The sequence below is a fragment of the Halobellus sp. MBLA0158 genome (genome assembly GCF_041477585.1).
Lineage (GTDB): Archaea > Halobacteriota > Halobacteria > Halobacteriales > Haloferacaceae > Haloquadratum > Haloquadratum rubicundus.
The window spans coordinates 1,923,276-1,945,029 of sequence record NZ_JBGNYA010000001.1 but is presented as its reverse complement, the minus strand read 5'-3'; the positions used below and the strand labels follow the sequence as shown (position 1 = coordinate 1,945,029).

Annotated in this window: 20 protein-coding genes; 13 read left to right on the top strand and 7 right to left on the bottom strand. The window is 68.3% G+C overall.

The annotated features are described in order from the left end of the window. Positions 1–41: 41 nt before the first annotated feature. The gene (locus OS889_RS09925; RefSeq protein ID WP_372389534.1) at positions 42–710 is read right to left on the bottom strand and encodes a 2,5-diamino-6-(ribosylamino)-4(3H)-pyrimidinone 5'-phosphate reductase; all 669 of its coding nucleotides are present in this window, start codon (positions 708–710) and stop codon (positions 42–44) included. A 134-nt stretch (positions 711–844) separates the two neighbouring features. Here OS889_RS09925 and OS889_RS09920 point away from each other — a divergent pair, with 134 nt between their 5' ends. Further along, the gene (locus OS889_RS09920; protein ID WP_372391596.1) at positions 845–1,900 is read left to right on the top strand and encodes a glycosyltransferase family 4 protein; all 1,056 of its coding nucleotides are present in this window, start codon (positions 845–847) and stop codon (positions 1,898–1,900) included. On the opposite strand, the gene OS889_RS09915 is transcribed toward OS889_RS09920, so the two are convergent. Further along, on the bottom strand, positions 1,897–2,316 hold the full coding sequence (locus OS889_RS09915; RefSeq protein WP_372389532.1) for a DUF7510 family protein: 420 nt from the start codon (positions 2,314–2,316) through the stop codon (positions 1,897–1,899). The two genes, OS889_RS09920 and OS889_RS09915, sit on opposite strands and share 4 nt — an antisense overlap. A gap of 177 nt (positions 2,317–2,493) precedes the next feature. Between OS889_RS09915 and OS889_RS09910 the strand changes: the two genes are divergently transcribed. Both OS889_RS09910 and sod read left to right on the top strand, forming a co-directional pair. Further along, a complete protein-coding gene (locus tag OS889_RS09910) occupies positions 2,494–3,249 on the top strand; it encodes a GNAT family N-acetyltransferase (RefSeq protein ID WP_372389530.1) in 756 nt (251 codons plus the stop codon). A gap of 255 nt (positions 3,250–3,504) precedes the next feature. Continuing rightward, positions 3,505–4,107, top strand: a complete 603-nt coding sequence (sod, locus tag OS889_RS09905; RefSeq protein WP_372389528.1) for a superoxide dismutase [Mn] — start codon at positions 3,505–3,507, stop codon at positions 4,105–4,107. A gap of 91 nt (positions 4,108–4,198) precedes the next feature. On the opposite strand, the gene OS889_RS09900 is transcribed toward sod, so the two are convergent. Continuing rightward, on the bottom strand, positions 4,199–5,173 hold the full coding sequence (locus OS889_RS09900) for a DUF7351 domain-containing protein (protein WP_372389526.1): 975 nt from the start codon (positions 5,171–5,173) through the stop codon (positions 4,199–4,201). A gap of 227 nt (positions 5,174–5,400) precedes the next feature. Further along, the gene (gene acs / locus OS889_RS09895) at positions 5,401–7,380 is read right to left on the bottom strand and encodes an acetate--CoA ligase (RefSeq protein WP_372389524.1); all 1,980 of its coding nucleotides are present in this window, start codon (positions 7,378–7,380) and stop codon (positions 5,401–5,403) included. A gap of 161 nt (positions 7,381–7,541) precedes the next feature. Between acs and OS889_RS09890 the strand changes: the two genes are divergently transcribed. The 4 genes from OS889_RS09890 to OS889_RS09875 are packed head-to-tail and all read left to right on the top strand — an operon-like array spanning position 7,542 to position 11,995. Further along, a complete protein-coding gene (locus OS889_RS09890; RefSeq protein WP_372389522.1) occupies positions 7,542–8,171 on the top strand; it encodes a nitrous oxide reductase accessory protein NosL in 630 nt (209 codons plus the stop codon). After that, positions 8,171–10,249 carry a NosD domain-containing protein gene (locus OS889_RS09885; protein ID WP_372389520.1) on the top strand — a complete coding sequence of 693 codons (2,079 nt, stop codon included), beginning with the start codon at positions 8,171–8,173 and terminating at the stop codon, positions 10,247–10,249. The genes OS889_RS09890 and OS889_RS09885 overlap by 1 nt, the downstream gene beginning before the upstream one ends. Then, complete coding sequence (locus OS889_RS09880; RefSeq protein WP_372389518.1) at positions 10,246–11,067, top strand: ABC transporter ATP-binding protein; 822 nt, start codon at positions 10,246–10,248, stop codon at positions 11,065–11,067. The genes OS889_RS09885 and OS889_RS09880 overlap by 4 nt, the downstream gene beginning before the upstream one ends. Continuing rightward, positions 11,060–11,995, top strand: a complete 936-nt coding sequence (locus OS889_RS09875) for an ABC transporter permease subunit (protein WP_372389516.1) — start codon at positions 11,060–11,062, stop codon at positions 11,993–11,995. Before OS889_RS09880 ends, OS889_RS09875 begins: the two co-directional genes overlap by 8 nt. A gap of 90 nt (positions 11,996–12,085) precedes the next feature. Here OS889_RS09875 and OS889_RS09870 read toward each other — a convergent pair whose 3' ends face one another. Next, positions 12,086–12,724 carry an FAD-dependent oxidoreductase gene (locus OS889_RS09870; RefSeq protein WP_372389515.1) on the bottom strand — a complete coding sequence of 213 codons (639 nt, stop codon included), beginning with the start codon at positions 12,722–12,724 and terminating at the stop codon, positions 12,086–12,088. 355 nt (positions 12,725–13,079) lie between these two features. Here OS889_RS09870 and OS889_RS09865 point away from each other — a divergent pair, with 355 nt between their 5' ends. The 6 genes from OS889_RS09865 to OS889_RS09840 all read left to right on the top strand — a co-directional run bounded on the left by OS889_RS09865 (position 13,080) and on the right by OS889_RS09840 (position 19,480). After that, a complete protein-coding gene (locus OS889_RS09865; RefSeq protein WP_372389514.1) occupies positions 13,080–14,834 on the top strand; it encodes a 2-oxoacid:acceptor oxidoreductase subunit alpha in 1,755 nt (584 codons plus the stop codon). After that, positions 14,831–15,694, top strand: coding sequence for a 2-oxoacid:ferredoxin oxidoreductase subunit beta (locus OS889_RS09860; protein WP_372389512.1), 864 nt, complete (start codon positions 14,831–14,833; stop codon positions 15,692–15,694). The genes OS889_RS09865 and OS889_RS09860 overlap by 4 nt, the downstream gene beginning before the upstream one ends. A 60-nt stretch (positions 15,695–15,754) precedes the next feature. Next, positions 15,755–16,843: a DoxX family protein gene (locus tag OS889_RS09855; RefSeq protein WP_372389510.1), complete on the top strand. Its 1,089-nt coding sequence runs from the start codon at positions 15,755–15,757 to the stop codon at positions 16,841–16,843. Positions 16,844–17,126: 283 nt separating this feature from the next. Next, positions 17,127–18,362: a digeranylgeranylglycerophospholipid reductase gene (locus OS889_RS09850; RefSeq protein ID WP_372389508.1), complete on the top strand. Its 1,236-nt coding sequence runs from the start codon at positions 17,127–17,129 to the stop codon at positions 18,360–18,362. A 53-nt stretch (positions 18,363–18,415) separates the two neighbouring features. After that, entirely contained in the window at positions 18,416–19,240 is an 825-nt protein-coding gene (locus OS889_RS09845; protein ID WP_372389506.1) for an aldo/keto reductase, read from the top strand. Positions 19,241–19,288: 48 nt separating this feature from the next. Next, positions 19,289–19,480, top strand: a complete 192-nt coding sequence (locus OS889_RS09840) for a DUF7333 family protein (RefSeq protein WP_372389505.1) — start codon at positions 19,289–19,291, stop codon at positions 19,478–19,480. Positions 19,481–19,522: 42 nt separating this feature from the next. Here OS889_RS09840 and OS889_RS09835 read toward each other — a convergent pair whose 3' ends face one another. Next, on the bottom strand, positions 19,523–20,629 hold the full coding sequence (locus OS889_RS09835; RefSeq protein ID WP_372389501.1) for a DUF373 family protein: 1,107 nt from the start codon (positions 20,627–20,629) through the stop codon (positions 19,523–19,525). 127 nt (positions 20,630–20,756) lie between these two features. Next, positions 20,757–21,680: a coiled-coil protein gene (locus OS889_RS09830; RefSeq protein ID WP_372389499.1), complete on the bottom strand. Its 924-nt coding sequence runs from the start codon at positions 21,678–21,680 to the stop codon at positions 20,757–20,759. Positions 21,681–21,754: the final 74 nt, after the last annotated feature.

The window sequence follows — 21,754 nt, the reverse complement described above, 5'->3', positions numbered from 1 at the left end:
TGGGGCGACCGCCGCACGACCGCCGGAGTCGGCGCCGCGGCTCACTCAGTCCCGACGTCGTACCGCAGGAGGACGCCGTCGTCGATCCGAGATACGTCCCGGAGCGAGAGCGAGGGGAACGACTCGACGAATCCCTCGCCGTCGGCGAGAGTCGGGGCGTCGCGGCCGCCGATGAGCAGCGAGCCCACGTACACCGAGAGCTCGTCGACGAGACCGGCCTCGAAGAGCGAGAAGATGATCTCGCCGCCGCCCTCGACCATCAGCGCCTCGATCCCTTCGTCTTCGAGCGCGTCGAGCGCCGCCGCGAGCGCCACGCGCTCCTCGCCGGCGACGAGCACCTCCGCGCCCGCCGATTCGAGCGCCGCCCGGCGTTCGTCGGCGATGGCCTCCGCGGCGAGGACGTACGTCGTCGCCGCGTCGTCGAGGATCCGCGCGTCGGTCGGGGTCCGGCCCGTCGAGTCGACGACGACGCGGGCGGGGGTGGGCTCCTCGCCGCGCCGCTCCCGATTTGCCCGGCGGTCGGGGTCGTCGAGCGTGAGGTGCGGGTCGTCCGCGAGCACGGTGCCGACGCCGACGAGGACGGCGTCACTCTCCGCGCGGAGCCGATCGACGCGGTCGAAGTCGTCGGGGCCGCTGATCCGGACCTGCTCGTGCCGGCGCGTCGAGAGCTTCCCGTCGGCGCTGACGGCGGCGTTGACGACGACGTGCATACGGGACCCTGACGCCGACACGTCAAGCGGATTTCGGTTTATCGTCGATCGACGGCCCCTCGGGACGCTGCCGCGGCGACAGAACTTATGTGATCGAACGTGGTGGTTCCAAAGAGATGTCGCCGAAAGTGCTGATGCTCGGTTGGGGGTTCCCCCCGAACGTGAGCGGCGGACTCGACACCCACGTCGGGGAGTTGTTCGACGGGATGCGGGCACGCGGCCTCGACGTCGAACTGGTGCTCCCAGCCGAGTACGCGCCGCGGGACCGGGAGGGAATCGTCGCCGTCCCGACCGGCGACGGCGACATTATCACCCGGGTCGGCCGGATGAGTTCGACGTTCGCCGAGCGCGCCGCGGACGCGGACCTCATCCACACCCACGATTGGTTCGGCTACGGCCCGGGATCGCGCGCGGCCTCGAACGCCGACGTCGAGTGGGTGACCACCTTCCACTCGCTTTCGAACGACCGGAACGTCGATCCGCCGAAGCGCGAGGTCGAGACCGAGCGGCGCCTCGTCGAGCGCGCGGATCACCTGATCGCGGTGAGCCAGCTCACCGCCGACGAGGTGCGCAGGCAGTACGGCGGCGACTGCCGAGTCATCTACAACGGCTTCTCGGAGTGCGAGACGACCGGCCGCGACTACAAGGCCGAGCTCGGCATCGACGGGAAGATGCTCTTTTTCGTCGGCCGCCACACCGACCAGAAGGGCATCTCCCACCTGGTCTACGCCCTCGATAAGCTCCGCCGCGACGACGTGACGCTCGTGATGGGCGGCTCGGGTCACCTCACCGACCAGCTGAAGCGGTTCGCCGAACTGCTCGGCGTCGACGACCGGATCGAGTGGGTGGGCTACGTGCCCGAGGAGGAACTGGGCGACTACTACGCCTCGGCGGACCTGTTCGTCTCGCCGTCGCTCGCGGAGCCGTTCGGCATCACGATCACGGAGGCGCTCTCGGCGGGGACCCGCGTCGTGGCGACAGAAAGCGGCGTCAACGAGGTGCTCCCCGACGACTGCGTCGTCGAGGTCGACCCCGACTCGGAGTCGATCGCCGCGGGGATCGAACGCGGCCTCGACCTCGAAGGGACGCCCGAGTACGAGCCGATCACCTGGGCGGAAGTCGTCGACGAGACGGTCGGCTTCTACGAGGAGATCCTCGGCGACGGGAGTCAGGAAGCGAGCGGTTCTTAGCGTAACACGCGCACGTCGCGTGCGGGCTCGGGGTGGCGGATCCGATAGCCGTCCGCGGTGGGGACCATTCCCTCGCTCGGAAGTTCCTCGCGCGCGGCCTGATACGGGCTGTCGCTCTCGATGCCGCGGTAGGGACTGGAGCTTTCGGCGCCCTGATACGGGCTGGAACTCTCGGCGCCGCGGTAGGGGCTGGCGTCCTCGGCGCCTTGATATGGACTCGCGCTCTTGGCCTCGCGCTCGAAGTCCTCCGGCGGGAGGTAGATCCGCTCGCCCATCTCGGAGCGCACGATCACCGCGGTGTCGCGGTCGCCGCGCATCGTGATGATCGTCTCGCCGTGCTCGATGGCGACGGTGAAGGTGACCGATCCGGCGTCCTCGGCCGCCTCGTCCGCCGTCCCGTCGTCGGGGCCGCTCATACCGGGAGGGCGTCCGCTGCGCACTTATATGCTCGGGCGCGCGGCACGCCGCCGTCGACGCGTCGAATTTGACATCCATTCAGTAATTTCCGGGTATCTCCGTTCGTATTGGGAAAGAGTCCCACCCAGGCGCCGATGTCCCTGAATGTCAAGTAGGAGGACGCCGAATCGACTACTATGGACGTGCGCGATGCGACGACGGACGACGTCGACGAGATTCGCCGGGTCGCCACCGAATCGTTACGGGCCTCCTACGGCCACGCCATAGACGAGGACGTGATCACCGCGGCCGTCGACAAGTGGTACAGCACAGAGCGCGTGACGGACTCGCTCGGCGACGACAGCGAGGTGTTCGTCCTCGCGGAAGACGAGGGGAGCGTCGTCGGATTCGCCCAAAGCGAGATTTCCGACGGCCGCGAGACCGTCGGCTACCTCGATTGGCTCCACGTCGTCCCGGCGCACCGCGGCGAGGGGATCGGCTCGCAGTTGCTCGCGCGGCTCGAACAGGAGCTCGTCGACGGCGGCGTCGACCGCCTGGAGGGCCGCGTGCTCACCGAGAACGAAGAGGGCGTCTCGTTCTACGAGGAACAGGGCTTCAGCGAGGTCGGCGAACGGCCCGTCGAGATCCACGGCGAGACCTTCACCGAGCGGGTCTACTCGACGTTCCTCGACGAGGAAGAGACCGACCCCACGGGGCTCGTCGAGCGCGACGCCGACGGGACGACGGTCCACGTCGCCTACGACGAGTCCGTCCGGGGCTCGGACGCGCCGTTCTTCGCGGTCTATCTCGACGGCGACCGGACGGAGAAGTACGGCTGGATGTGCGGCGTCGACGAGAGCCTCGACATCGCGATGGATACGATGGAGCGCCTGGAGTGCAACGCCTGCGGCAACCGACGCAAGCCCGTCCGCTGGGACGCCGCCTACCTCTGATTCGAGTGACCTTCGGGCCGGCGTGAGATTCGTCGATGCGTTCCGTGGATCACGCATCACAGGAATCGAGTACGGGTCGCTCCCCGGCGATTCTTATCACGCGTCTGTTGGTTTTCTGCGCCTGCGGATTCGGACCCGGTACTGGTACGCTAATACCAGTATTTCGGCCCAAGATAGTATGACAGCAAAATTACCGTAAGGCAGTACAGAAAACGCTCATATTCTCGTCGCCCGTTGTGGCTACTGGTGATAGCAATGGCAGAATACGATCTCCCACCGTTGCCGTACGACTACGACGCACTGGAACCGCACATTTCCGAGCAGGTGCTGACGTGGCATCACGACACGCACCACCAGGGCTACGTGAACGGCTGGAACAGCGCCGAAGAGACGCTCGAAGAGAACCGCGAGGCGGGCGACTTCTCCTCGTCCGCCGGAGCGATCCGGGACGTGACCCACAACGGGTCGGGTCACATCCTGCACGACCTCTTCTGGAACTCGATGTCGCCTGAAGGCGGCGACGAGCCCTCGGGCGACCTCGCGGACCGCATCGAAGAGGACTTCGGCTCCTACGAGGCCTGGAAGGGCGAGTTCGAGGCCGCCGCGTCCAACGCGGGCGGCTGGGCGCTGCTGGTCTACGATTCGTTCTCGAACCAACTGCGCAACGTCGTCGTCGACAAGCACGACCAGGGCGCACTCTGGGGTTCCCACCCGATCCTGGCGCTGGACGTCTGGGAGCACTCCTACTACCACGATTACGGCCCGGCCCGCGGCGACTTCATCGACAACTTCTTCGAGGTCGTCGACTGGGACGAACCCACCGCCCGCTACGAACAGGCCGTCGAACTCTTCGAGTAATCCAGCACGGCGGTACTCCCGCCGTTCCGACCGGTAGGCATCATCGGTCGTCCCCGTTTTGACGCTGGCCCGGGGGACAGAACGGCGCCGCTCACTCCGAGCGCGCGTCGTCCCTCGTCGTCTCGATCACCGAGAGCGTGTCGTCCAGTACGATCTGCAGTTCGTCCCCGTCGCACCGGATGTCGATGCGCAGACGGAGCGGGTCCTCAGACAGGACCGTCGTGTGCTTGTCGCTCACGCACCACTCGAAGTGCCAGAACGGCTCGGTGCTCAGATCGACGCCCCGTTCCGAGTGGAACATCAGGACCTCGGCGTTGTCGAGCAGATTCACGCCCACGCTCGACTGCAGATCGTATCCGCACCGCTGGCAGGTGTGTTCGACCGTCACGTCGAAGGTGTCGCTCTCCGAGGGATCGTAGACGGGCTCGGTCTCGACGGGCCCGGTGCATTCGGGACAGACGCCGTCGGCGGCCATACAGTAGTGGTGGCGAACGTAGTGGTGGAACGCCTGCAGCAACTCGGAGGGAGTTCGCTCGTCGATGCCGCCCGGCGGGAACGGATACCGCACGAGAACGGTCGTGCAATCGACGCAGGCGATGGTGAGGACCTCGTCGACGTACCACCCGTGGAGGTCGCCGTCGCAGGAGTGGCACGTGCCGTCGACCGGGAAGAACCCGACCTGGGCGCGGTCGGTGAGGGTCCCGGCGAATATCGAGCTCACCACCTTTCGCCCCGGGTGACGGAACTCGTAGCCGTCCTCGGTCTGTTTTATGAAGTGGCCGGTGAGCTTCTGCAGGTGGTAATTGAAGTTCGCGCTGTCGACGATGTCGACCCGCTCGAACAGCTCCGTGAAACCGACCGGCGTCGCGTCGGCGTCCGCGTCCACCATCGCCTGTAAGATTTCGATACGGGTGTCGTTCCCGAGCAGCGAGAACGCCTCTGCGGGGAGCAGTCGCTCCTCGGTGGACTCCGTTCCGAGGTGCCCCTGCTCCGCTGAGGACTGAGCGCTTCCCTCGATGTTGTCGACGTCGGTCTCGGAGTCGACCTCGTACCCATACCGGCTCATACAGTACTATCGCGCCGGTCTCCCGGTAAACCTATTGGTGGGATGGCCGGCGATTCTTCGACGGGCAAGATCGACGACGGACGGATGAATTCCAAGCGAGGAGACGAAACGGACGAAACGACTGCGGTCCCGTCCTGTCCTGTACCATCTCATCGCGGTCGACCCTTCAGCGCCGACGAGCGTGCGGAAGGCGCGATACACCAGCGCGGCAGCGTCGACGCGCCGACTCAGTCGGACACTTTCGCCTGGATGTCCTCGACGATTTCGGGATTGCGGAGGGTCGTCGTGTCGCCGAGTTCCTCGCCGTTGGCGATCTCCTCCAGCAAGCGACGCATAATCTTCCCGGACCGGGTCTTCGGGAGCTCGGGCGTGAAGATCACCTGCTCGGGGCGGGCGATCGGCCCGATCGCGTCCTCGACGCCTTCGATGATCGCCTCGCGCATCTCCTCGGACCCGTCGTAGCCGTCTTCGAGGATCACGTAGGCGTAGACGGCCTCGCCCTTGACCTCGTGGTCGCCGCCGACGACGGCGGCCTCGGCGACGCCCTCGACGCCGACGATCGCGGACTCGATCTCCATCGTCCCCAGGCGGTGGCCCGAGACGTTGATCACGTCGTCGACGCGGCCCAGGATGGTGATGTAGCCGTCGTCGTCGATCTTCGCGCCGTCCTCAGGGAAGTACACCCACTCGTCGGCGTCGGGGTCGGAGTACTCCTCCCAGTACTCCCCGATGAACCGCTCGTCGTTGTTGTACAGCGTCCGCAACATCCCCGGCCAGGGTTTATCGACCGTCAGATAGCCCGCGCGGCCGGCGCCGACCTCCTCGCCCTCGGTGTCGACGACGCGCGCGTCGATACCCGGAAGCGGCGGGCCCGCCGACCCGGGCTTCATCGTGCCGACGCCGGGCAGGGTGGTGACCATCATCCCGCCGGTCTCGGTCTGCCACCACGTGTCGACGATCGGGCACTCCTCGTTCCCGATGTGCTTGTAGTACCACTTCCACGCGCGGGGATTGATCGGCTCGCCGACCGTCCCCAGCAGTCGCAGGCTGGAGAGGTCGTGTCGCTCGGGGAACTCCGAACCCCACTTCATAAACGCCCGAATCGCCGTCGGCGCCGTGTAGAACACGTCGACGGCGTACTTCTCGACCAGTTCCCACAGGCGGTCGCGCTCGGGGTAGTCGGGCGTGCCCTCGTACATCACCGTCGTCGTGCCGAGCGACAGCGGGCCGTAGACGATGTAGGAGTGGCCCGTGATCCACCCGATGTCCGCCGAGCACCAGTAGGTGTCCTCGGGTTCGAGGTCCAGTACCGCGTGGGAGGTCCAGGTCGCATAGGCGAGGTAGCCGCCGGTGGTGTGCTTGACGCCCTTCGGCTCGCCGGTCGTCCCCGAGGTGTACATCAGGAACAGCATATCCTCGGCGTCGCGCTCGACGGGGTCGACGCGGGCGCCCTGGTGGTCGGCGACGAGGTCGTCCCAGTCGTGTTGGTTCCCGCTGAGGTCGTGGCCGAAGCCGTCCTCGCCGAGGCGGTCGACGACGACCGTCGCGTCGACGCCGTGGTCGACGCCCGCGAGGCCCTCGTTCGCCTTCGCGAGGTGGTCGAGCGGGTCGCCGCGGCGGTAGTACCCGTCGCAGGTGATCAGATACCGCGAGTCGGCGGAGTTCATCCGCGTCGCGAGCGCGTCCGCCGAGAAGCCCGCGAAGACGACAGAGTGCGGCGCGCCGATCCGCGCACAGGCCAGCATCGCGATCGGGAGCTCGGGGACCATCGGCATATACAGCGTGACGACGTCGTCCTCCTCGACGCCCAGCTCCCGGAGCGCCGCGGCGAACTCGTTGACCTCGCGGTAGAGGTCCTGGTAGGTGTAGGTGCGCGTCTCGCCGTGTTCGCCCTCCCACTTGATCGCGGCGCGGTTCTTGTCGCCGCTCTCGACGTGGCGGTCGACGCAGTTGTAGGAGGCGTTCAGGGTGCCGTCGGCGAACCACTCGTAGAACGGCTCCTCGGAGTCGTCGAGCACCTCGCTGTACGGCGAGTCCCAGTCGAGGAGGTCGGCCGCGCGGGTCCAACACCGGGGCCAGTCCTCCTCGAACTCCTCGTAGATGGACTCGTCCGAGACGTTCGCCTGCTCGACGAACTCGTCGGACGGCTCGAACGTCTCCTGTTCGACGAGGCGGGCTTCGAGGTCTCCGTCTCCGTCGTCGGTCATAGTCGTTCGAAACATTCTGTCACCAGTTCATAAATCCTCGCGACGCGTTCGCACGGTCCATCCCCCGATCGGTATTTCCTAATATTGTAAATATCCCAAACATTTCTCACGAGGCTGGAACCGACCCGCGTGTTTTATCCGGCGCACGTCTACGCTCGGGTATGAGAGACGAGCGACGGGCGGCGGGCGACGCCCGTATCGACACCGCCGGCGTCCGGCGGCGACCGTTCCTCCTCGCCGGGGCCGGCGCGGCGACGACGGCTTTGGCCGGGTGTCTCGGCGGCGGAGGCAACGGGGACGGCGGCAGCGACGACGCCGACGCCCCCGCGGCGGTCACGGTCCCCGAGGGCGCCACCTGCGACGTCTGCGGGATGACGATCCGACAGCACCCGGGGCCGACGACCGAGATCTTCTACGCGGACCAGCGGCCGAACGGCCACGACAACCCCGCGCGGTTCGACAGCACCTGGGAGGCCTACCAGTACGAGTTCGAGCGCGAGGGGGAGTGGGAGGACGTCGCGTTCTACGTCACCGACTACTCCGCGGTCGACTACGAGGTGTTCGAGGACGGCGGCGACACCCTCATCTCGCGGCACTACGAGGCGTCGGCGTTCGCGCCGGCGAGCGACGTGACCTACGTCGTCGACTCCGAGGTGAAGGGAACGATGGGCAGAGACCTCATCGCGTTCACGAGCGAAAGCGACGCGGAGGCGTTCCAGACCGAACACGGCGGGTCGCTCACGACCCACGACGGCGTGACCCCGGAGGTCGTCGCCGGCCTCGGCAAGTGATGGCGCTGCTCTCGCCGTCCGGGACCGCGTGGCTGACCGCGGGGGTCGCGCTCGTGCTCGTCGTCGCGAGCCTCTCGTTCGCGCTGACGCCGGCCAGCGGCGAGACGCTCCGCCCCGTGGACTTCGAGGACACCGTGAGTATGGGCGGGACGGGCGTCGACGCCCGGCGGGCCGAAGCCGAGGGATTCGCGCTCCCCCGCGCCCAGGTGTTCTACTCCGGATACCGCTACGTCGTCGGCTACGTCGGCATCGAGACCGTCGCGAGCGAACTCGGCGACGCGAGCGCCCGGCGGCAGTTCGGCGACCCGCTCGCGGTCTACGTCTCGGACTTCTCGACGGTCACGCCGACCCTGACCGACGAGGGCTACGTCGTCCCCGAGCGCGGCCGCGCGGTCGGCTGGACGCCCGCCGAGAGCGCCCACTTCGTCGTCGACAGCGACGCGCGAATCCCCTCGGGGACGATCGTCGTGCCCTTCTCCGAGCGTGACGACGCCGAGCGGTTCGCCGCGGCGCACGGGGGTTCGGTCGCCGGCTGGGAGGCGCTGAAAGACAGCGCCGGCGACCCGCTCGACGCTCGACTGGCCGAGTTCGAGGCGTCGATCGAAGAGCGTCAGGCCTGGGCGAACCGGACGGTCGGCGAAGCCGCCGAGCGACGTGACCGGCCCGTGAGCGTCGTCGTCGGCAGCGGCGGCGCCGCGGCTTCGGGCACGCCTGCGGACGTAGAGACCGCGCCGACGGTCGCGGCCGCGGTCGGGAGCGCGCCGCCGAACACGACCGTCTACGTCCCGGCCGGGAGCTACGACGTCGACCAGGTCGTGCTGAACCGCTCGGTGACGCTGGCCGGCGCTGGCGCTGGTGCGACTGCGACCGGCGGAGCGGGCGGCGACGGAGCCGCGCCCCCGACGACCCTCCGCGGCGACGGCAACGGGACCGTCGTCGTGGTCAGGGCCGATGGCGCCGCCGTGACGGACCTCCGGATCGCGGGCGTCGGCGACATCGGAAGCCGCGGCCGCGAGCGCCGGAACGAGTCGGCGGACTGGGACACCACGGTCCAGCTGGCCTACGGCTACGGCGACGCCGGGATCGTCCTCGACGGGGCGGCCGGCGCCGCCGTCGCGGACGTCGCGATCGATACGCCCGCGAGCGGCGTCATCGTCCGCGAGAGCCCGCAGAGCGTGATTTCGGGACTGACCGTCCGCGGCGCCGACACGGCCAGCGAGGGCTTTATGAGCGTCGTGCTTATCGGCGCGCCGAGCGTCGTCGAGGACTCGACGTTTCTCGGCGGCCGAGACGGCGTCTACACCCACCGCGCGGACGGGAGCGTCATCCGCGACAACCGCGCGGACCCGGGCCGGTACGGCGTCCACGAGATGTACACCTCCGCGTCGCTGGTCGCGAACAACACCGTCCGCGACGCCCAGGCCGGCGTCATCGTGATGACGCGTCCGACCAGGAATCTCGTGGTCGGCAACGACGTGCGCGACAGCACCTACGGCGTCGTACCGGCAGGCGGCGCCTCCTACTACGCCCGCAACGTCGTCGCCGGCAACGAGTACGGGATCACCGTCGCGGGCGACCGGAACGCCTTCGTCGGCAACGTCGTCGTCGACAACCGCGTCGGCGCGCGGGCAGGCGAGATCCTGCCGTCGAACTGGGTCGTCCGCAACGACTTCGTCGGCAACGGACGCGCGGTGGAGGCGAGAATCGGCCCGCTCCGGACGTGGTCCCACCGCGGCGTCGGCAACCACTGGGGCGCGCTCCCGATCGCCGACGGCGACGGGGACGGCGTCTACGACCGGCCGTACCGTCCCACGGGGCCGGTGGACTCCCGGCTCGGCGCGGCCGCGGGCGCGACGACGCTCGCGCAGTCGCCCGCGGTGGCGACGCTCCGGCGGGTCCAAGACGCCGTCTCCGGCCTCCGGCAGTCGGGCGTCGTCGACGCCGCCGCCCGGACGCGGCCCTTCCACCCCGATCTCGTCGCGGCCGCGCGGAACGCGTCCGAATCGGCCGCCTCGGACGGATCGAGCACGCCCGTCCCCGAGCCGACACACGGACCGACCGGGGGTGAGGCGGCGTGAGCGACGGCGCGAGCGAGGGTCCGAGCGGGGACGCGGTCGCCCTGCGCGCAGACGGTATCGAACAGGCGTTCGGCGACGTCGAGGTGCTCTCGGGCGTGGACCTGACGGTCGAGCGCGGCGAGGTCGCGGCGGTCGTCGGTCCCAACGGATCGGGGAAGTCGACCCTGCTCCGGGTCCTCGCGGGCCTCGACGGGGCCGCCGGCGGCGACGTCGCGGTCCCGAGCGGCGCCGGGGGCGCCCGGCGCGTGGGCTTCCTCCCCCAGCAGCCCGCGTTCCGCGAGGGCTTCACCGCCCGCGACACCCTGGAATTCTACGCGTCGCTGCTCCCGGGCGTCGGGAGCAACGCCGTCGCGGCCACGCTCGGTCGAGTCGGCCTCGCCGACGTGGGCGACCGCGCGGTCGGCTCGCTCTCGGGCGGAATGACCCGACTGCTCGGCCTCGGACAGGCCGTCCTCGGCGATCCCGCGGTACTGCTCCTCGACGAGCCCGGCAGCGGCCTCGACCCCGCGATGGTCGAGCGGCTGTTCGCCGTGGTCGGCGATCTCGCCGCGGAGGGCACAGGCGTCGTCGTCGCATCCCACGAGCTCCCGGCCGTCGAGGCCCACGCCGACACCGTCTACGTCCTCGACGACGGCGGGTTCGTGGCGAGCGGCGCGCCCGCGACGCTCCTCGACGAGACCGATACCGCATCGCTCTCGGAGGCGTTCCTCCGGCTCGTCCGCGCTGAGGCCGGGGAATCGACGGTGCGGGCCGGCGCCGGCGGAGGCGGAAGCGAAAGCGGAGACGCCGAGGAAACGGAGGTGCGGGACGATGAGTGAAGCGAATAGCGAGGCAACCGGGGCGACGGGTGGTGGGAACGGAGACGCCCCCGAGAGGGATTCCGATGCGACGACGTGGACCCGCTCCGAGCGGATCCGGACCGACCTGCTGGTCGTCGCGACGCGCGAACTCCGGACCATCGCCCGGACGCCCGCGTTGCTGGCGCTGTCTGCGGCGTTCGTCGCGAGCGTTGTCGCCGTTGCCTGGGCGGGCACGGGCGGCGGCGGGGGGTTCGTCCCCCTCACGCTGGACCTGCTCACGTTCGTCGAGGTGCTGGTGCCCCTCCTGGCAATCGCGTTCGGATACCGGTCGATCCTCGGCGACCGCGAGACGGGCGAACTGGACGTCCTCCGGACGTTCGACGTCCCCCGGCTCGCCTACGTCGGCGGGATCTACCTCGGGCGCGCGCTGGCGCTGGTGAGCGTCGTCGTCGGGGCGCTCGTCGCCGTCGGCCTGCTCGTCCCGCTTCTCACCGCGGACATCCCGACGTTCCTGGCGATCAACGCCGCGGCCGATTCGGGCGTCCGCTACGTCCGCTTCGTGGCGCTCGCGGCGGCGTTCACGCTCGTCGTCCTCGCGGCGACGGTCGCCATCTCCGCGGCGGCCCGGACCGTCCGGACGGCCTTCGCGCTCGCGGCCGCGCTCGCGGTGACGCTCGTGTTGGGGATCGATACAGCGCTCGTGGCCGGGCTGGCCGGCGGCTTCGTCTCCGAGGAGGTAGTGGCGGCGCTGCTGGCGCTGAGCCCCAACAGCGCGTTCCGCGGGCTCGTGCTCTCGTCGGCCGTGGGCGTCGTCGGCGGGGCCGACGTCGCCGCGGGAAACGCGCTGGCGAACGCGTTCGGCCTCTTGCTCTGGTGGCTCGGCGCCCTCGCGATCGCCGTCTGGCGGGTCTGGCCGGTCGTCGATGAGATCGAGACCGAGATGTGATGCGTCCTTGGAGGACTATTTAAATCGTCGTTCGGAGGGATGGCTGTCGTCTCGGCCGGCGCTCCGACCATCTCGATTTCGGATCTCTCCTCAGCCGAAATTCTCGAACTTCGCCCGGTCGGTGTCGACGCTCGCCGCTTCGAGCGCCGCCGTCGCGTCGTCGACGAAGTCGGCGAAGCCGTAGACGAAGATCTGCTCGCCCTCGGCGCCGGTGGCCGCGTCGCCGACCGCGTCGGTGATGTCGCCGTCGGTGACGACGATCGACACGCCGGCGTCTTCGAGCGCGTCGAGGCGATCCTCGTGGGCCGGAGCGTCGGTCTGGTAGACGATCGCGGCCTCGTTGCCGCCGGCGACGGCCGCCTCGGCGATCCCGACCGCGGGGCCGATCCCCGGGCCGCCCGCGAGGACGACCGCGCGCGGTTCCCCGTCGTAGAAGCTCCGCCCGAACGGCCCGGAAATCTCCAGGGTGTCGCCCGCGGCAAGATCGAGGAGGTACTGACTGAACGGGCCCGCCTCGTCGGGATCGACGCCGACGGTGACCTCGAACGTCGCGTCTGCGTCGGGCGACGAGAGCGTGTAGAACCGGGCGTAGTCCTCGCCGTCGACGGTGCCGCGGAGCTTCACGAACTGCCCGGGCTCGGCGTCGAATCCGTCCGGCGACTCCAGTTCGAGTGCGATCGTGTGGGGTCCGACGTCGCGGACCGCACTGACGGTGACTGTCGCGTCCATATCCCCACTATCGGATCCGGCGAGAAGGCCTTTGCCTTCCGGCCTCGTAGTCGACGCTCCGGCGATTCCGCTCGCGCGCACGACGACGAGGAATCCCCGGTATAAGTGCCGCCGAACCGGCGAGTCGACGCCCGGTATAAGTGCCGCCGAACCGGCGAGTCGACGGCGTTCGCGACCGGAAATTTCGGATGGACATTTGATCATTCTAGATGGAAATTTTGGTATATTATATTACTTCTTCAATTTATATTCCGTATAATGCCTGTTACTGTTAACTTTTGGCTGTCTCGAACCGTTTCTTTTTTCAAGGCTTTTCAGAAGGCTTTTCTTCGGGCCTGGGCAACCCCTTAGCCACATGCCTGCGGACTTCAACTGGGCCATCGGCGGGGAAGCCGGCGATGGCATCGACTCGACGGGAAAAATCTTCGCCCAGGCACTCTCTCGGGCCGGGCGACACGTGTTCACGTCGAAGGACTTCGCGTCCCGGATCCGTGGCGGCTACACGGCGTACAAGGTTCGAACCGCGGTCGATCCCGTCCAGAGCGTCGTCGACCGGCTCGACGTCCTCATCGCGCTGACCCCGCGCACGATCGAGGAGAACCTCGACGAGCTCCACGACGGCTCCGTCATCATCTACGACGGCGAGCGCACGACGATGGAGAACGTCGAGATCCCCGAGGGGATGATCGGGCTGAACGTCCCCCTCAAGCGCCTCGCCGAGGAGGCCGGCGGCGCGATCATGCGCAACGTCGTCGCGCTCGGCGCCGCCTGCGAGGTCGCGGACTTCCCGATCGAGAACCTCGACAGCGCCTTGGAGAAGCGCTTCGGCTCGAAGGGGAAGGCCCTCGTCGACAACAACAAGGAGGCCGCCCGGAAGGGCCGCGACTACGTCGCCGACGAGTACGACCACGACTTCGACTACGAACTGGAGACGACGGATTCGGACTACGTCCTCCTGAACGGCGACGAGGCCATCGGGATGGGCGCGATCGCCGCCGGCTGTAAGTTCTACGCCGGCTATCCGATCACGCCCGCGACCGACGTGATGGAGTACCTCACCGGCCGGATCGAGCAGTTCGGCGGCCACGTCGTCCAGGCCGAAGACGAGCTCTCGGCGATCAACATCGCGCTCGGCGCGGCGCGCGCCGGCGCCCGCTCGATGACCGCGACCTCCGGGCCCGGGATCGACCTGATGGCCGAGACCTTCGGCCTGGTGGCGACCTCCGAGACGCCGCTCGTCGTCGTCGACGTGATGCGGTCGGGCCCCTCGACGGGGATGCCGACGAAGCAGGAACAGGGCGATCTGAACATGATGCTCTACGGCGGCCACGGCGAGATTCCCCGGTTCGTCCTCGGGCCGACGACCATCTCGGAGTGCTTCTGGAAGACCGTCGAGGCGTTCAACCTCGCCGAGAAGTACCAGACGCCGGTCTACATCGCCGCCGACCTCTCGCTTGCGGTCACAGAACAGACCTTCCCGCCGGAGACGTTCGATATGGACGAGGTCGAGATCGAGCGCGGCAAGGTCGTCGACGAGGAGTCCATCGAGGAGTGGCAAAACGAGAAGGGCCAGTTCAAGCCGCACGCCATCACCGACGACGGCGTCTCCCCGCGGGCGTTCCCCGGCACCGCCGAGGGCGCACATATGTCGACGGGCCTCGAACACGACGAACTCGGCCGCCGGACCGAAGACACCGAGATGCGCGTCGAACAGGTCGACAAGCGCAACCGCAAGGTCGAGACCGCGCGTGAGGAAGAAAACTGGGAGCCGCGGGAGTTCGGCGACCCCGACTCCGAGAACCTCGTGATCTCGTGGGGGTCGAACGAGGGCGCGATGGAGGAGGCGATCGAGTTCCTCGAAGAGGACCGCGTCGACGTCCGGTTCCTCTCGGTGCCGTATCTGTTCCCTCGGCCGGACCTCACAGCGGAGGTCGAGTCCGCGGAGAACGTCATCGTCGTCGAGTGTAACGCCACGGGGCAGTTCGCCGACGTCGTCGAACACGACACGCTCTCGCGGGTCGACCGCCTGAACAAGTACGACGGCGTGCGGTTCAAGGCCGACGAACTCGCAGACGACATCAAAGCGACCCTCCAGGAGGCAGACCAATGAGCTCAGACGTACGTTTCACCGACTTCAAATCGGACAAGCAACCGACGTGGTGTCCCGGCTGCGGCGACTTCGGGACGATGAACGGGATGATGAAAGCGCTCGCGAACACCGGCAACGACCCCGACAACACGTTCGTCGTGGCCGGGATCGGCTGTTCCGGGAAGATCGGGACGTACATGCACTCCTATGCGCTCCACGGCGTCCACGGGCGCGCGCTCCCGGTCGGCACCGGCGTCAAGCTCGCGAACCCCGACCTCGAAGTGATGGTCGCCGGCGGCGACGGCGACGGCTACTCGATCGGCGCGGGCCACTTCGTCCACGCCGTCCGCCGGAACGTCGACATGACCTACGTCGTGATGGACAACCGCATCTACGGCCTCACGAAGGGCCAGGCCTCGCCCACCTCGCGCAAGGACTTCGAGACGTCGACGACGCCCGAGGGGCCCCAGCAGCCCCCGGTCAATCCGCTGGCGCTCGCGCTCGCGTCGGGCGCGACGTTCATCGCGCAGTCGTTCTCGACGGACGCCCAGCGCCACGCCGAGATCGTCCAGGAGGCGATCGAACACGACGGCTTCGGCTTCGTCAACGTCTTCAGTCCCTGTGTCACCTTCAACGACGTCGACACCTACGACTACTTCCGCGACAACCTCGTCGACGTCGCCGAGGAGGGCCACGACCGCACCGACTACGACGCCGCCAAGGAGAAGATCCTCGACGCCAGCAAGGAGTACCAGGGCGTCATCTGGCAGTCGGAGAAGTCGATCCCCTACAGCGAGAAGCACGGCGTCGACGCCGACATGTCCCAGATCGACGACGGCGCCCCCGAGGGCGCGATGGACCTCGTCCGCGAGTTCTACTGAGGGGCCAGGGGCGGCCTCGCAGCGCACCGTTTTTCCCGTGTCACTTCGTACCATAGGCGTATGGTCCGAAGAGCCCTGCGTTCAGTGTGCGCGACAGTCGGAGCGCTCGCGGTGGCCACCGGATCCGCGGCGGCCCACGTCGACTACGTCACAGAGGACACCGCGCCCGGATCGGCGGCGGAGCTCTTCGCGGCGGTGATGTCCTCGCCGCTCGCGCTCGCGCTGCTCGCCGGCGGCGGGGCCACCGTCGCGGTGGCGGCCCTCGGGTACCTCCGCTTTTCGGCGTCCCTGCGGGACGTCGAGGTGGCCCGTCGGACGCTGGCGTCGTACCGCCCGTACCTGCCGTGGATGCTCCGGCTCTCGGTCGGCCTACCGCTCGTGGGCGCGGGCTTTTCGGGCTACCTGTTCTCGCCGACCGTCACCGCCGACGCGCGGCTCCTCCAGGTCGGGATCGGATTCCTCCTGCTGTTCGGCCTGCTGACGCGCGTCGTGGCGGCCGTCGGCCTGCTCGCGTACTTCTGGGCGCTCGCGGGCGCCTTCCCCGAACTCCTCCTCGCCAGCGAGTACGTCGCCGGCTTCCTCGGCATCTTCGTCGTGGGGCCCGGCCAGCCCAGCGCCGATATGATGCTCAGGCGGATCGTGGCCGCCGAGGGGACCCTCCTCAGCCGCTTCAGGGGATTCCCAAAGCCCGAGGACGTCCTCTCGGAGCTCGGCCTGACCCAGGGGACCGCGCCGCTTTTGATCCGCGTCTTCCTCGGCGCGAACTTCGTGTACCTGGGCGTCGTCCAGAAGTGGTTCCAGCCCGCCCAGGCGGCGGCCGTCGTGGAGAAGTACGGGCTCACCGGGGTCGTCCCCGTCTCGCCGGAGCTGTGGATCTTCGGCGCGGGCCTCACCGAGGCCGTCGTCGGCGTGTTCCTCCTGACCGGGACGTTCACCCGCGGGACCGCGACCGCGGCGTTCGTCATCCTGACGACGACGCTTTTCGGCCTCCCGGACGATCCGGTCTTGGCCCACGTCACGCTCTTCGGGCTGTCGTCGGCGCTGATGGTGACCGGCGCGGGCGCGCTCTCGCTCGACGGAACGGTCATTCCCGCCCTCCGTCGTCGGATCGGCGCCGGCGTGGGCGGGGCCGAACGGCCGGCGGTGTAGCGGCGGTCGAGGCCGACGCCCTCGCGGCGGTCACGTGCTCGCCGGCCGCGGCATCGATCGCTTCGAATCCCGAGTCCCGAATTCCGCCCTCTCGTGGGCGTCAGGAATGTTCCGGCGCGTTTTTTACCCGCGCCCCGATTTACGGTAATACCAATGACCGCGGACGCCGTGACGCCCGACCGAAGACGTGTGCGGGGGGAACAGCGCTCGCCACGCGGCGTCTGTGCGACAACCGCACTGGCGCGCCGGGGCGCGCAGCCGACGCACACCACGGGAGTACGCTATGTCTGAGCACTACGACGTCGTCATCGCCGGCGCGGGGCCGGCCGGAGCACAGTGCGCGCGGGACCTCGCACAGCGCGACTACGACGTGCTCGTGCTCGAGGCTGAGCCCGAAGACGGGTTCCCCCGGCAGTCGAACAAGTCCACGGCGGGGACGTTCGCGTCGATGACGGGCGCCTTTGGGATCCCCGACGACGTCGTGATGAACTACACCGACGACGTCGTCCTCGAATCCCCCAACAGGCACTTCGTCCAGTACCAGCCCGGAGCCGTCCTCGAATTCGCGGACTTCAAGCGCTGGCTGGTCGCGGAGGGGCGCGACCACGGCGCGGAGTACCGCTTCGACGCGCGCGTGAACAACCCCGTCGTGGAAGACGGCGACGTGGTCGGCGTCCGGTACGCCGGCGACGAGGAGGTGTTCGGAGAGATTGTCATCGACGCCACGGGGCCGGCGGCGCCGCTCGCGAAGAAACTCGACGTCTGCGGTCTCGAACGGCAGAATCAGGCGGTCGGCATCGAGTGGGAGATGGAGGGCGTCGACGTCGACCACCCCGAGTTCGCAGACCTCACCGACGCGATGATGCTGCGCCTCGACCACGAGTACGCGCCCGGCGGCTACTCGTGGATCTTCCACACGGGCGGCGACACCGCGAAAGTCGGCCTGTGTTACATCCAAAACGAGAGCTACCAGCGGTTCGGCGACGCCTCGAAGAGCATCGACGACCACCTCAATCACTGGCTGGAGACCGACCCCCGGTTCGCCGACGCCCACCGCATCGCGGACAAACAACAGCACCGCGGCAGCGCACACATCCAGATGCCGGCGGACCTCAGCACGGACAGCTTTATGGCCATCGGCGACACCGTGCCCACCATCGACCCGCTGTGGGGCGAGGGCATCCACAAGTGTATGGAGTCCGCGCGCGCGGCCGCCATCACGGCGGACCGCTGCCTGATGGGATCGCAGGTCGACACCTCGGCGGACGCGATGGCCGCCTACGACGACCTCTGGCACGCCCGGGTCGCCCCGGATATGCGCACGCGGCTGACGATGACCCAGCTGCTGTACCTCGCGCCGAACGACCGCTACGACCGCCTGATGAACGACCTGAACGCGATGGACGTAGAGACGCTCAGCGACGCCAACGACGGCAGCATCCGCGGCCTCTCGAAGCTCATCCACCTCGACGACGTGCCGCTTCTTGCGCGCTTTGCGAAACAGCGGCTCGCCGAGTGACCTGACACGCCGCTATCCAAACCCCTAACCGTCCGAGGGACCTTCACTCGGATATGAGTCAGCAAGGTGAGCGACGCGTACCGCTCGCGAGCGAGATGCCGATGCTGGGCCTCGGCACCTGGCAGAACGACGATCCCGACACCTGCGCAGACACGGTCGAGACCGCCCTCAACGAGGGCTACCGCCATATCGACACGGCGCAGGCCTACGGCAACGAGGAGGCCGTCGGCCGCGGGATCGAGGCGGCCGACGTCGACCGCGAGGACGTCTTCCTGGCGACGAAGGTCTGGATCGACAACCTCGCGTACGACGACGTGCTCTCGACGACCGAGGCGAGCCTCGATAAGCTCGGCGTCGACTACGTCGACCTCCTGTACGTCCACTGGCCCTCCCGGGCGTACGACCCCGAGGAGACGCTCCGCGCCTTCGACGAGCTCGTCGACGCGGGGAAGGTCGAGCGGATCGGTATCAGCAACTTCCTGCCCGAGCAGGTCGACGAGGCCATCGACCACGCGGACGCGCCGATCTTCGCGAACCAGGTCGAGCTCCACCCGCTGCTCCCCCAGGAGGAGCTCCGCGCGCACTGCGCCGACCGCGACGTCGAGGTCGTCGCCTACTCGCCGCTGGCTCGCGGCGAGGTGTTCAACGTCCCCGAGATCACCGAGATCGCGGAGAAACACGGCGTCAGCGAGGCCCAGGTGTCGCTGGCGTGGCTCCGCGAGAAGGGCGTGACGGCGATCCCGAAAGCGACGGGCGAGGCGCACGTCCTCGACAACCTCGCGTCGGTCGACCTCGACCTCGACGACGAGGACGTGGCCGCCATCGACGCCATCGACCGGACGGACCGCCAGGTCGACCCCAGCTTCTCGCCCTGGTGAGGCTCCGGCGGGCGCAACGGCCTTGTCGGTCGGGGTCGAACGACCCGTATGGACTTCACACTCGGAACCACGGTGGGCGCGCTCGTCGCGCTCGTCGCCGTGGGAACGGCGGTCCTCGTCGCGTCGGGCGTGATGGCGACGAGCACGGTGCTGATGATGGTGACGCCGTCGATGCTCGTCTTCGGCGTGATCTGCGTCGCGATCGGCGTCAAACACGGCGAGTACCGCGCCGGGACCTGAGATAACGAGGAAATCCGACGCGGCGGCTTTCGGCCTACCGCGCTACTGCACGACGTCCTCGATCGACTCGCCGCTCACGCTGGCGGCGACGCGGACGCCGACGATGCTGACGACGATCCCCACGACGATGAACGCCGCGAGCCGCTGCTGGGGCGTCACGATGTAGCCGAAGATGAACGGGTCGGGCAGGACGGCCTCGCGCTGGAGGAACCACCCGGCGAAGCCGCGGACGACGAGCCCGAGCGCGACGACGCCGAACGGGAGGTTCAGGTACGGCGTGCTCACGCCGTCGGTGCCGATGAGTTCGTCGAGCAGCCGGCCGGCGCTGGCGGTGAGCGCGGCCAGCGCGAGCCAGGGGACGGCATTGTAGGTGAACTGCATCGTCCGGAGGACGACCGACTCGGGGCCGAGCTGCGGCGACACCGACAGCGCGCCCAGGAAGATGCCGACGAGGCCGAGCCCGAGGCTGACGGCGTAGGTGACGACGGAGACGCGGCCGGAGTACAGCGCCGCGCGGACGCGGTCGGGGACCTCGGCGAGGTACTCGTCGACCGCGAGCCCCTTGTAGAGCAGCGCGGCCCCGAGCACCGCGGCCAGCCCCGCGAGCGCGACGGCGGGCGGAAACTGCGTCAGCAGGATCGGCAGGAAGAGCAGCGTCGCCCCCAGGGGCACCAGGACCGTCGATCGGAGCTCCTCGTCGGCGAGGAACTGCTTGAGGAGGTAGTACGTCGACTCGATGTCGTGGGCCTGCCGGACGACGACGCGGTCGACGGAGTCGACGCGCACGCGGCTCTCGATCACGGGGACGACGCGCTCGTCGTTCGCGGAGTCGAGGACGACGATCGCGGAGTCGGGGTCGTACTCCTCGACGAGCGCGTCCACCTGGGTCGACAGCGAGCGGTCGGCGCCGACGAGCGAGTCCCTGCCGCCCGCGACGACCGCGACGACGGTCTCCTCGCGTTCGTCGCGGAGGTCGCGAGCGACTCGCAGCGCCTCCAGCAGGCAGTTCACGCTCGAATCCTCCGGATCGGCGAGGCCGACGTCGGTCACGAGCGACTGGACGGCCTCCCACCCCACGATCGGGAGTTCGAGGCCGGCCGCGTGACCGACGTCGTTGGACCGATCGACACAGAGGACGAGCGTGGTCACGGTCGTGCGAAGGGTTCACTCGGTTAAAGGCCTCCCGGTCAGCGACAGGGAAGCGAAGCTACGGCTACGTGTCACGTCCGTCCCGTCGAAAAAACCGCGGCCGCGTCGAATCCGGAAGCGTCGGCGCTTAGAGAAGCCCCGTCTTCTGGAGCTTCATCAGGTCCTCGGTGTCGAGGGTCTCGCCTTCCTTGAACTTCTGGTAGATCTCTTCGGCCTCCTCCTTGGCGGCCTCGCGCTCCTCGGCGCGCTCGTCCTCGCGCTCTTCTTCCTCCTGCTTGTCGAGTTCGCGGAGCCGCTTTTGGACGCGGACGAAGTCCTCGTGGTGCTGGTCGGCGGCCTCCTGGGCCTCGACGAAGAGCTCGTGCATCGCGTCGGCCTTGTCGCGGATGTCGTCGGCCTCGCGGTAGGCCTCGATCATCTGGTTGTGGTGTTCCTGGGCCTCGTCGGCGAGCTCTGTCACCTTCTGGTGGTGCTGGGACGCCTCCGAGCGGACCTCTTCGGCCTCCTCGATGAGCTCTTCGAGTTCACCGCTGTCTTCGACCTTCTCCTTCTTCTGGCGGAGCTCCTCGCGCTTGTCCTCGATCTTCTCGATGAGTTCGCGCTCGTCCTCGGTCGAGAGGACCTCGGTCTGCTGGCGGAATTCGAGCTGCTCGATCTCGTCTTCGAGCTCCTCGATGTCCTTGCCGTCGTCGAGCTCCAGGTCCTCTTTCATCTCCTCGACCTGGTCGAAGAGCTCGTTGGCCTCCGCGTTGAGCTCGTTGCGCTTTTCTTTGTGTTCCTGGACCTGCTCGTTGAGCTCGTCGCGCTTCTCGCGGTGTTCCTGGGCCTCGTCGACCTTCTCGCGCGTCTTGGCGTTCAGGTCGTCGCGCTTGGAGGCGCGCTCGGAGGCCATCTGATTGAGCTCGTTTCGTCGGTCCCGGAGCTGTCCGGCGACCTTGATGAGCTGGCCTTTAGAACCGTTTTCGAGCTTGTCGTCGGTGAGCTCGATGTTGTCTGCGTCTTTGAGTTCCTGTACGTCGTATTCCTGAAGAACGTCTTGCTTCGTTACCATACGTAATCAAACCTCGATACCATCACCGCTCCGGACCGTGGCGGCCGCTGGTGGATCGCTGCCGACCGTGGATA

Coding starts and splice junctions, on each gene's coding strand:
- OS889_RS09865 (WP_372389514.1), top strand. CDS start 13,080: ATGCCTGCGGACTTCAACTGGGCCATCGGCGGGGAAGCCGGCGATGGC.
- OS889_RS09840 (WP_372389505.1), top strand. CDS start 19,289: ATGGACTTCACACTCGGAACCACGGTGGGCGCGCTCGTCGCGCTCGTC.
- OS889_RS09885 (WP_372389520.1), top strand. CDS start 8,171: ATGGCGCTGCTCTCGCCGTCCGGGACCGCGTGGCTGACCGCGGGGGTC.
- OS889_RS09915 (WP_372389532.1), bottom strand. CDS start 2,316: ATGAGCGGCCCCGACGACGGGACGGCGGACGAGGCGGCCGAGGACGCC.
- OS889_RS09920 (WP_372391596.1), top strand. CDS start 845: ATGCTCGGTTGGGGGTTCCCCCCGAACGTGAGCGGCGGACTCGACACC.
- OS889_RS09845 (WP_372389506.1), top strand. CDS start 18,416: ATGAGTCAGCAAGGTGAGCGACGCGTACCGCTCGCGAGCGAGATGCCG.
- OS889_RS09900 (WP_372389526.1), bottom strand. CDS start 5,173: ATGAGCCGGTATGGGTACGAGGTCGACTCCGAGACCGACGTCGACAAC.
- acs (WP_372389524.1), bottom strand. CDS start 7,380: ATGACCGACGACGGAGACGGAGACCTCGAAGCCCGCCTCGTCGAACAG.
- OS889_RS09925 (WP_372389534.1), bottom strand. CDS start 710: ATGCACGTCGTCGTCAACGCCGCCGTCAGCGCCGACGGGAAGCTCTCG.
- OS889_RS09860 (WP_372389512.1), top strand. CDS start 14,831: ATGAGCTCAGACGTACGTTTCACCGACTTCAAATCGGACAAGCAACCG.
- OS889_RS09875 (WP_372389516.1), top strand. CDS start 11,060: ATGAGTGAAGCGAATAGCGAGGCAACCGGGGCGACGGGTGGTGGGAAC.
- OS889_RS09855 (WP_372389510.1), top strand. CDS start 15,755: ATGGTCCGAAGAGCCCTGCGTTCAGTGTGCGCGACAGTCGGAGCGCTC.
- OS889_RS09870 (WP_372389515.1), bottom strand. CDS start 12,724: ATGGACGCGACAGTCACCGTCAGTGCGGTCCGCGACGTCGGACCCCAC.
- OS889_RS09830 (WP_372389499.1), bottom strand. CDS start 21,680: ATGGTAACGAAGCAAGACGTTCTTCAGGAATACGACGTACAGGAACTC.
- sod (WP_372389528.1), top strand. CDS start 3,505: ATGGCAGAATACGATCTCCCACCGTTGCCGTACGACTACGACGCACTG.
- OS889_RS09850 (WP_372389508.1), top strand. CDS start 17,127: ATGTCTGAGCACTACGACGTCGTCATCGCCGGCGCGGGGCCGGCCGGA.
- OS889_RS09890 (WP_372389522.1), top strand. CDS start 7,542: ATGAGAGACGAGCGACGGGCGGCGGGCGACGCCCGTATCGACACCGCC.
- OS889_RS09910 (WP_372389530.1), top strand. CDS start 2,494: ATGGACGTGCGCGATGCGACGACGGACGACGTCGACGAGATTCGCCGG.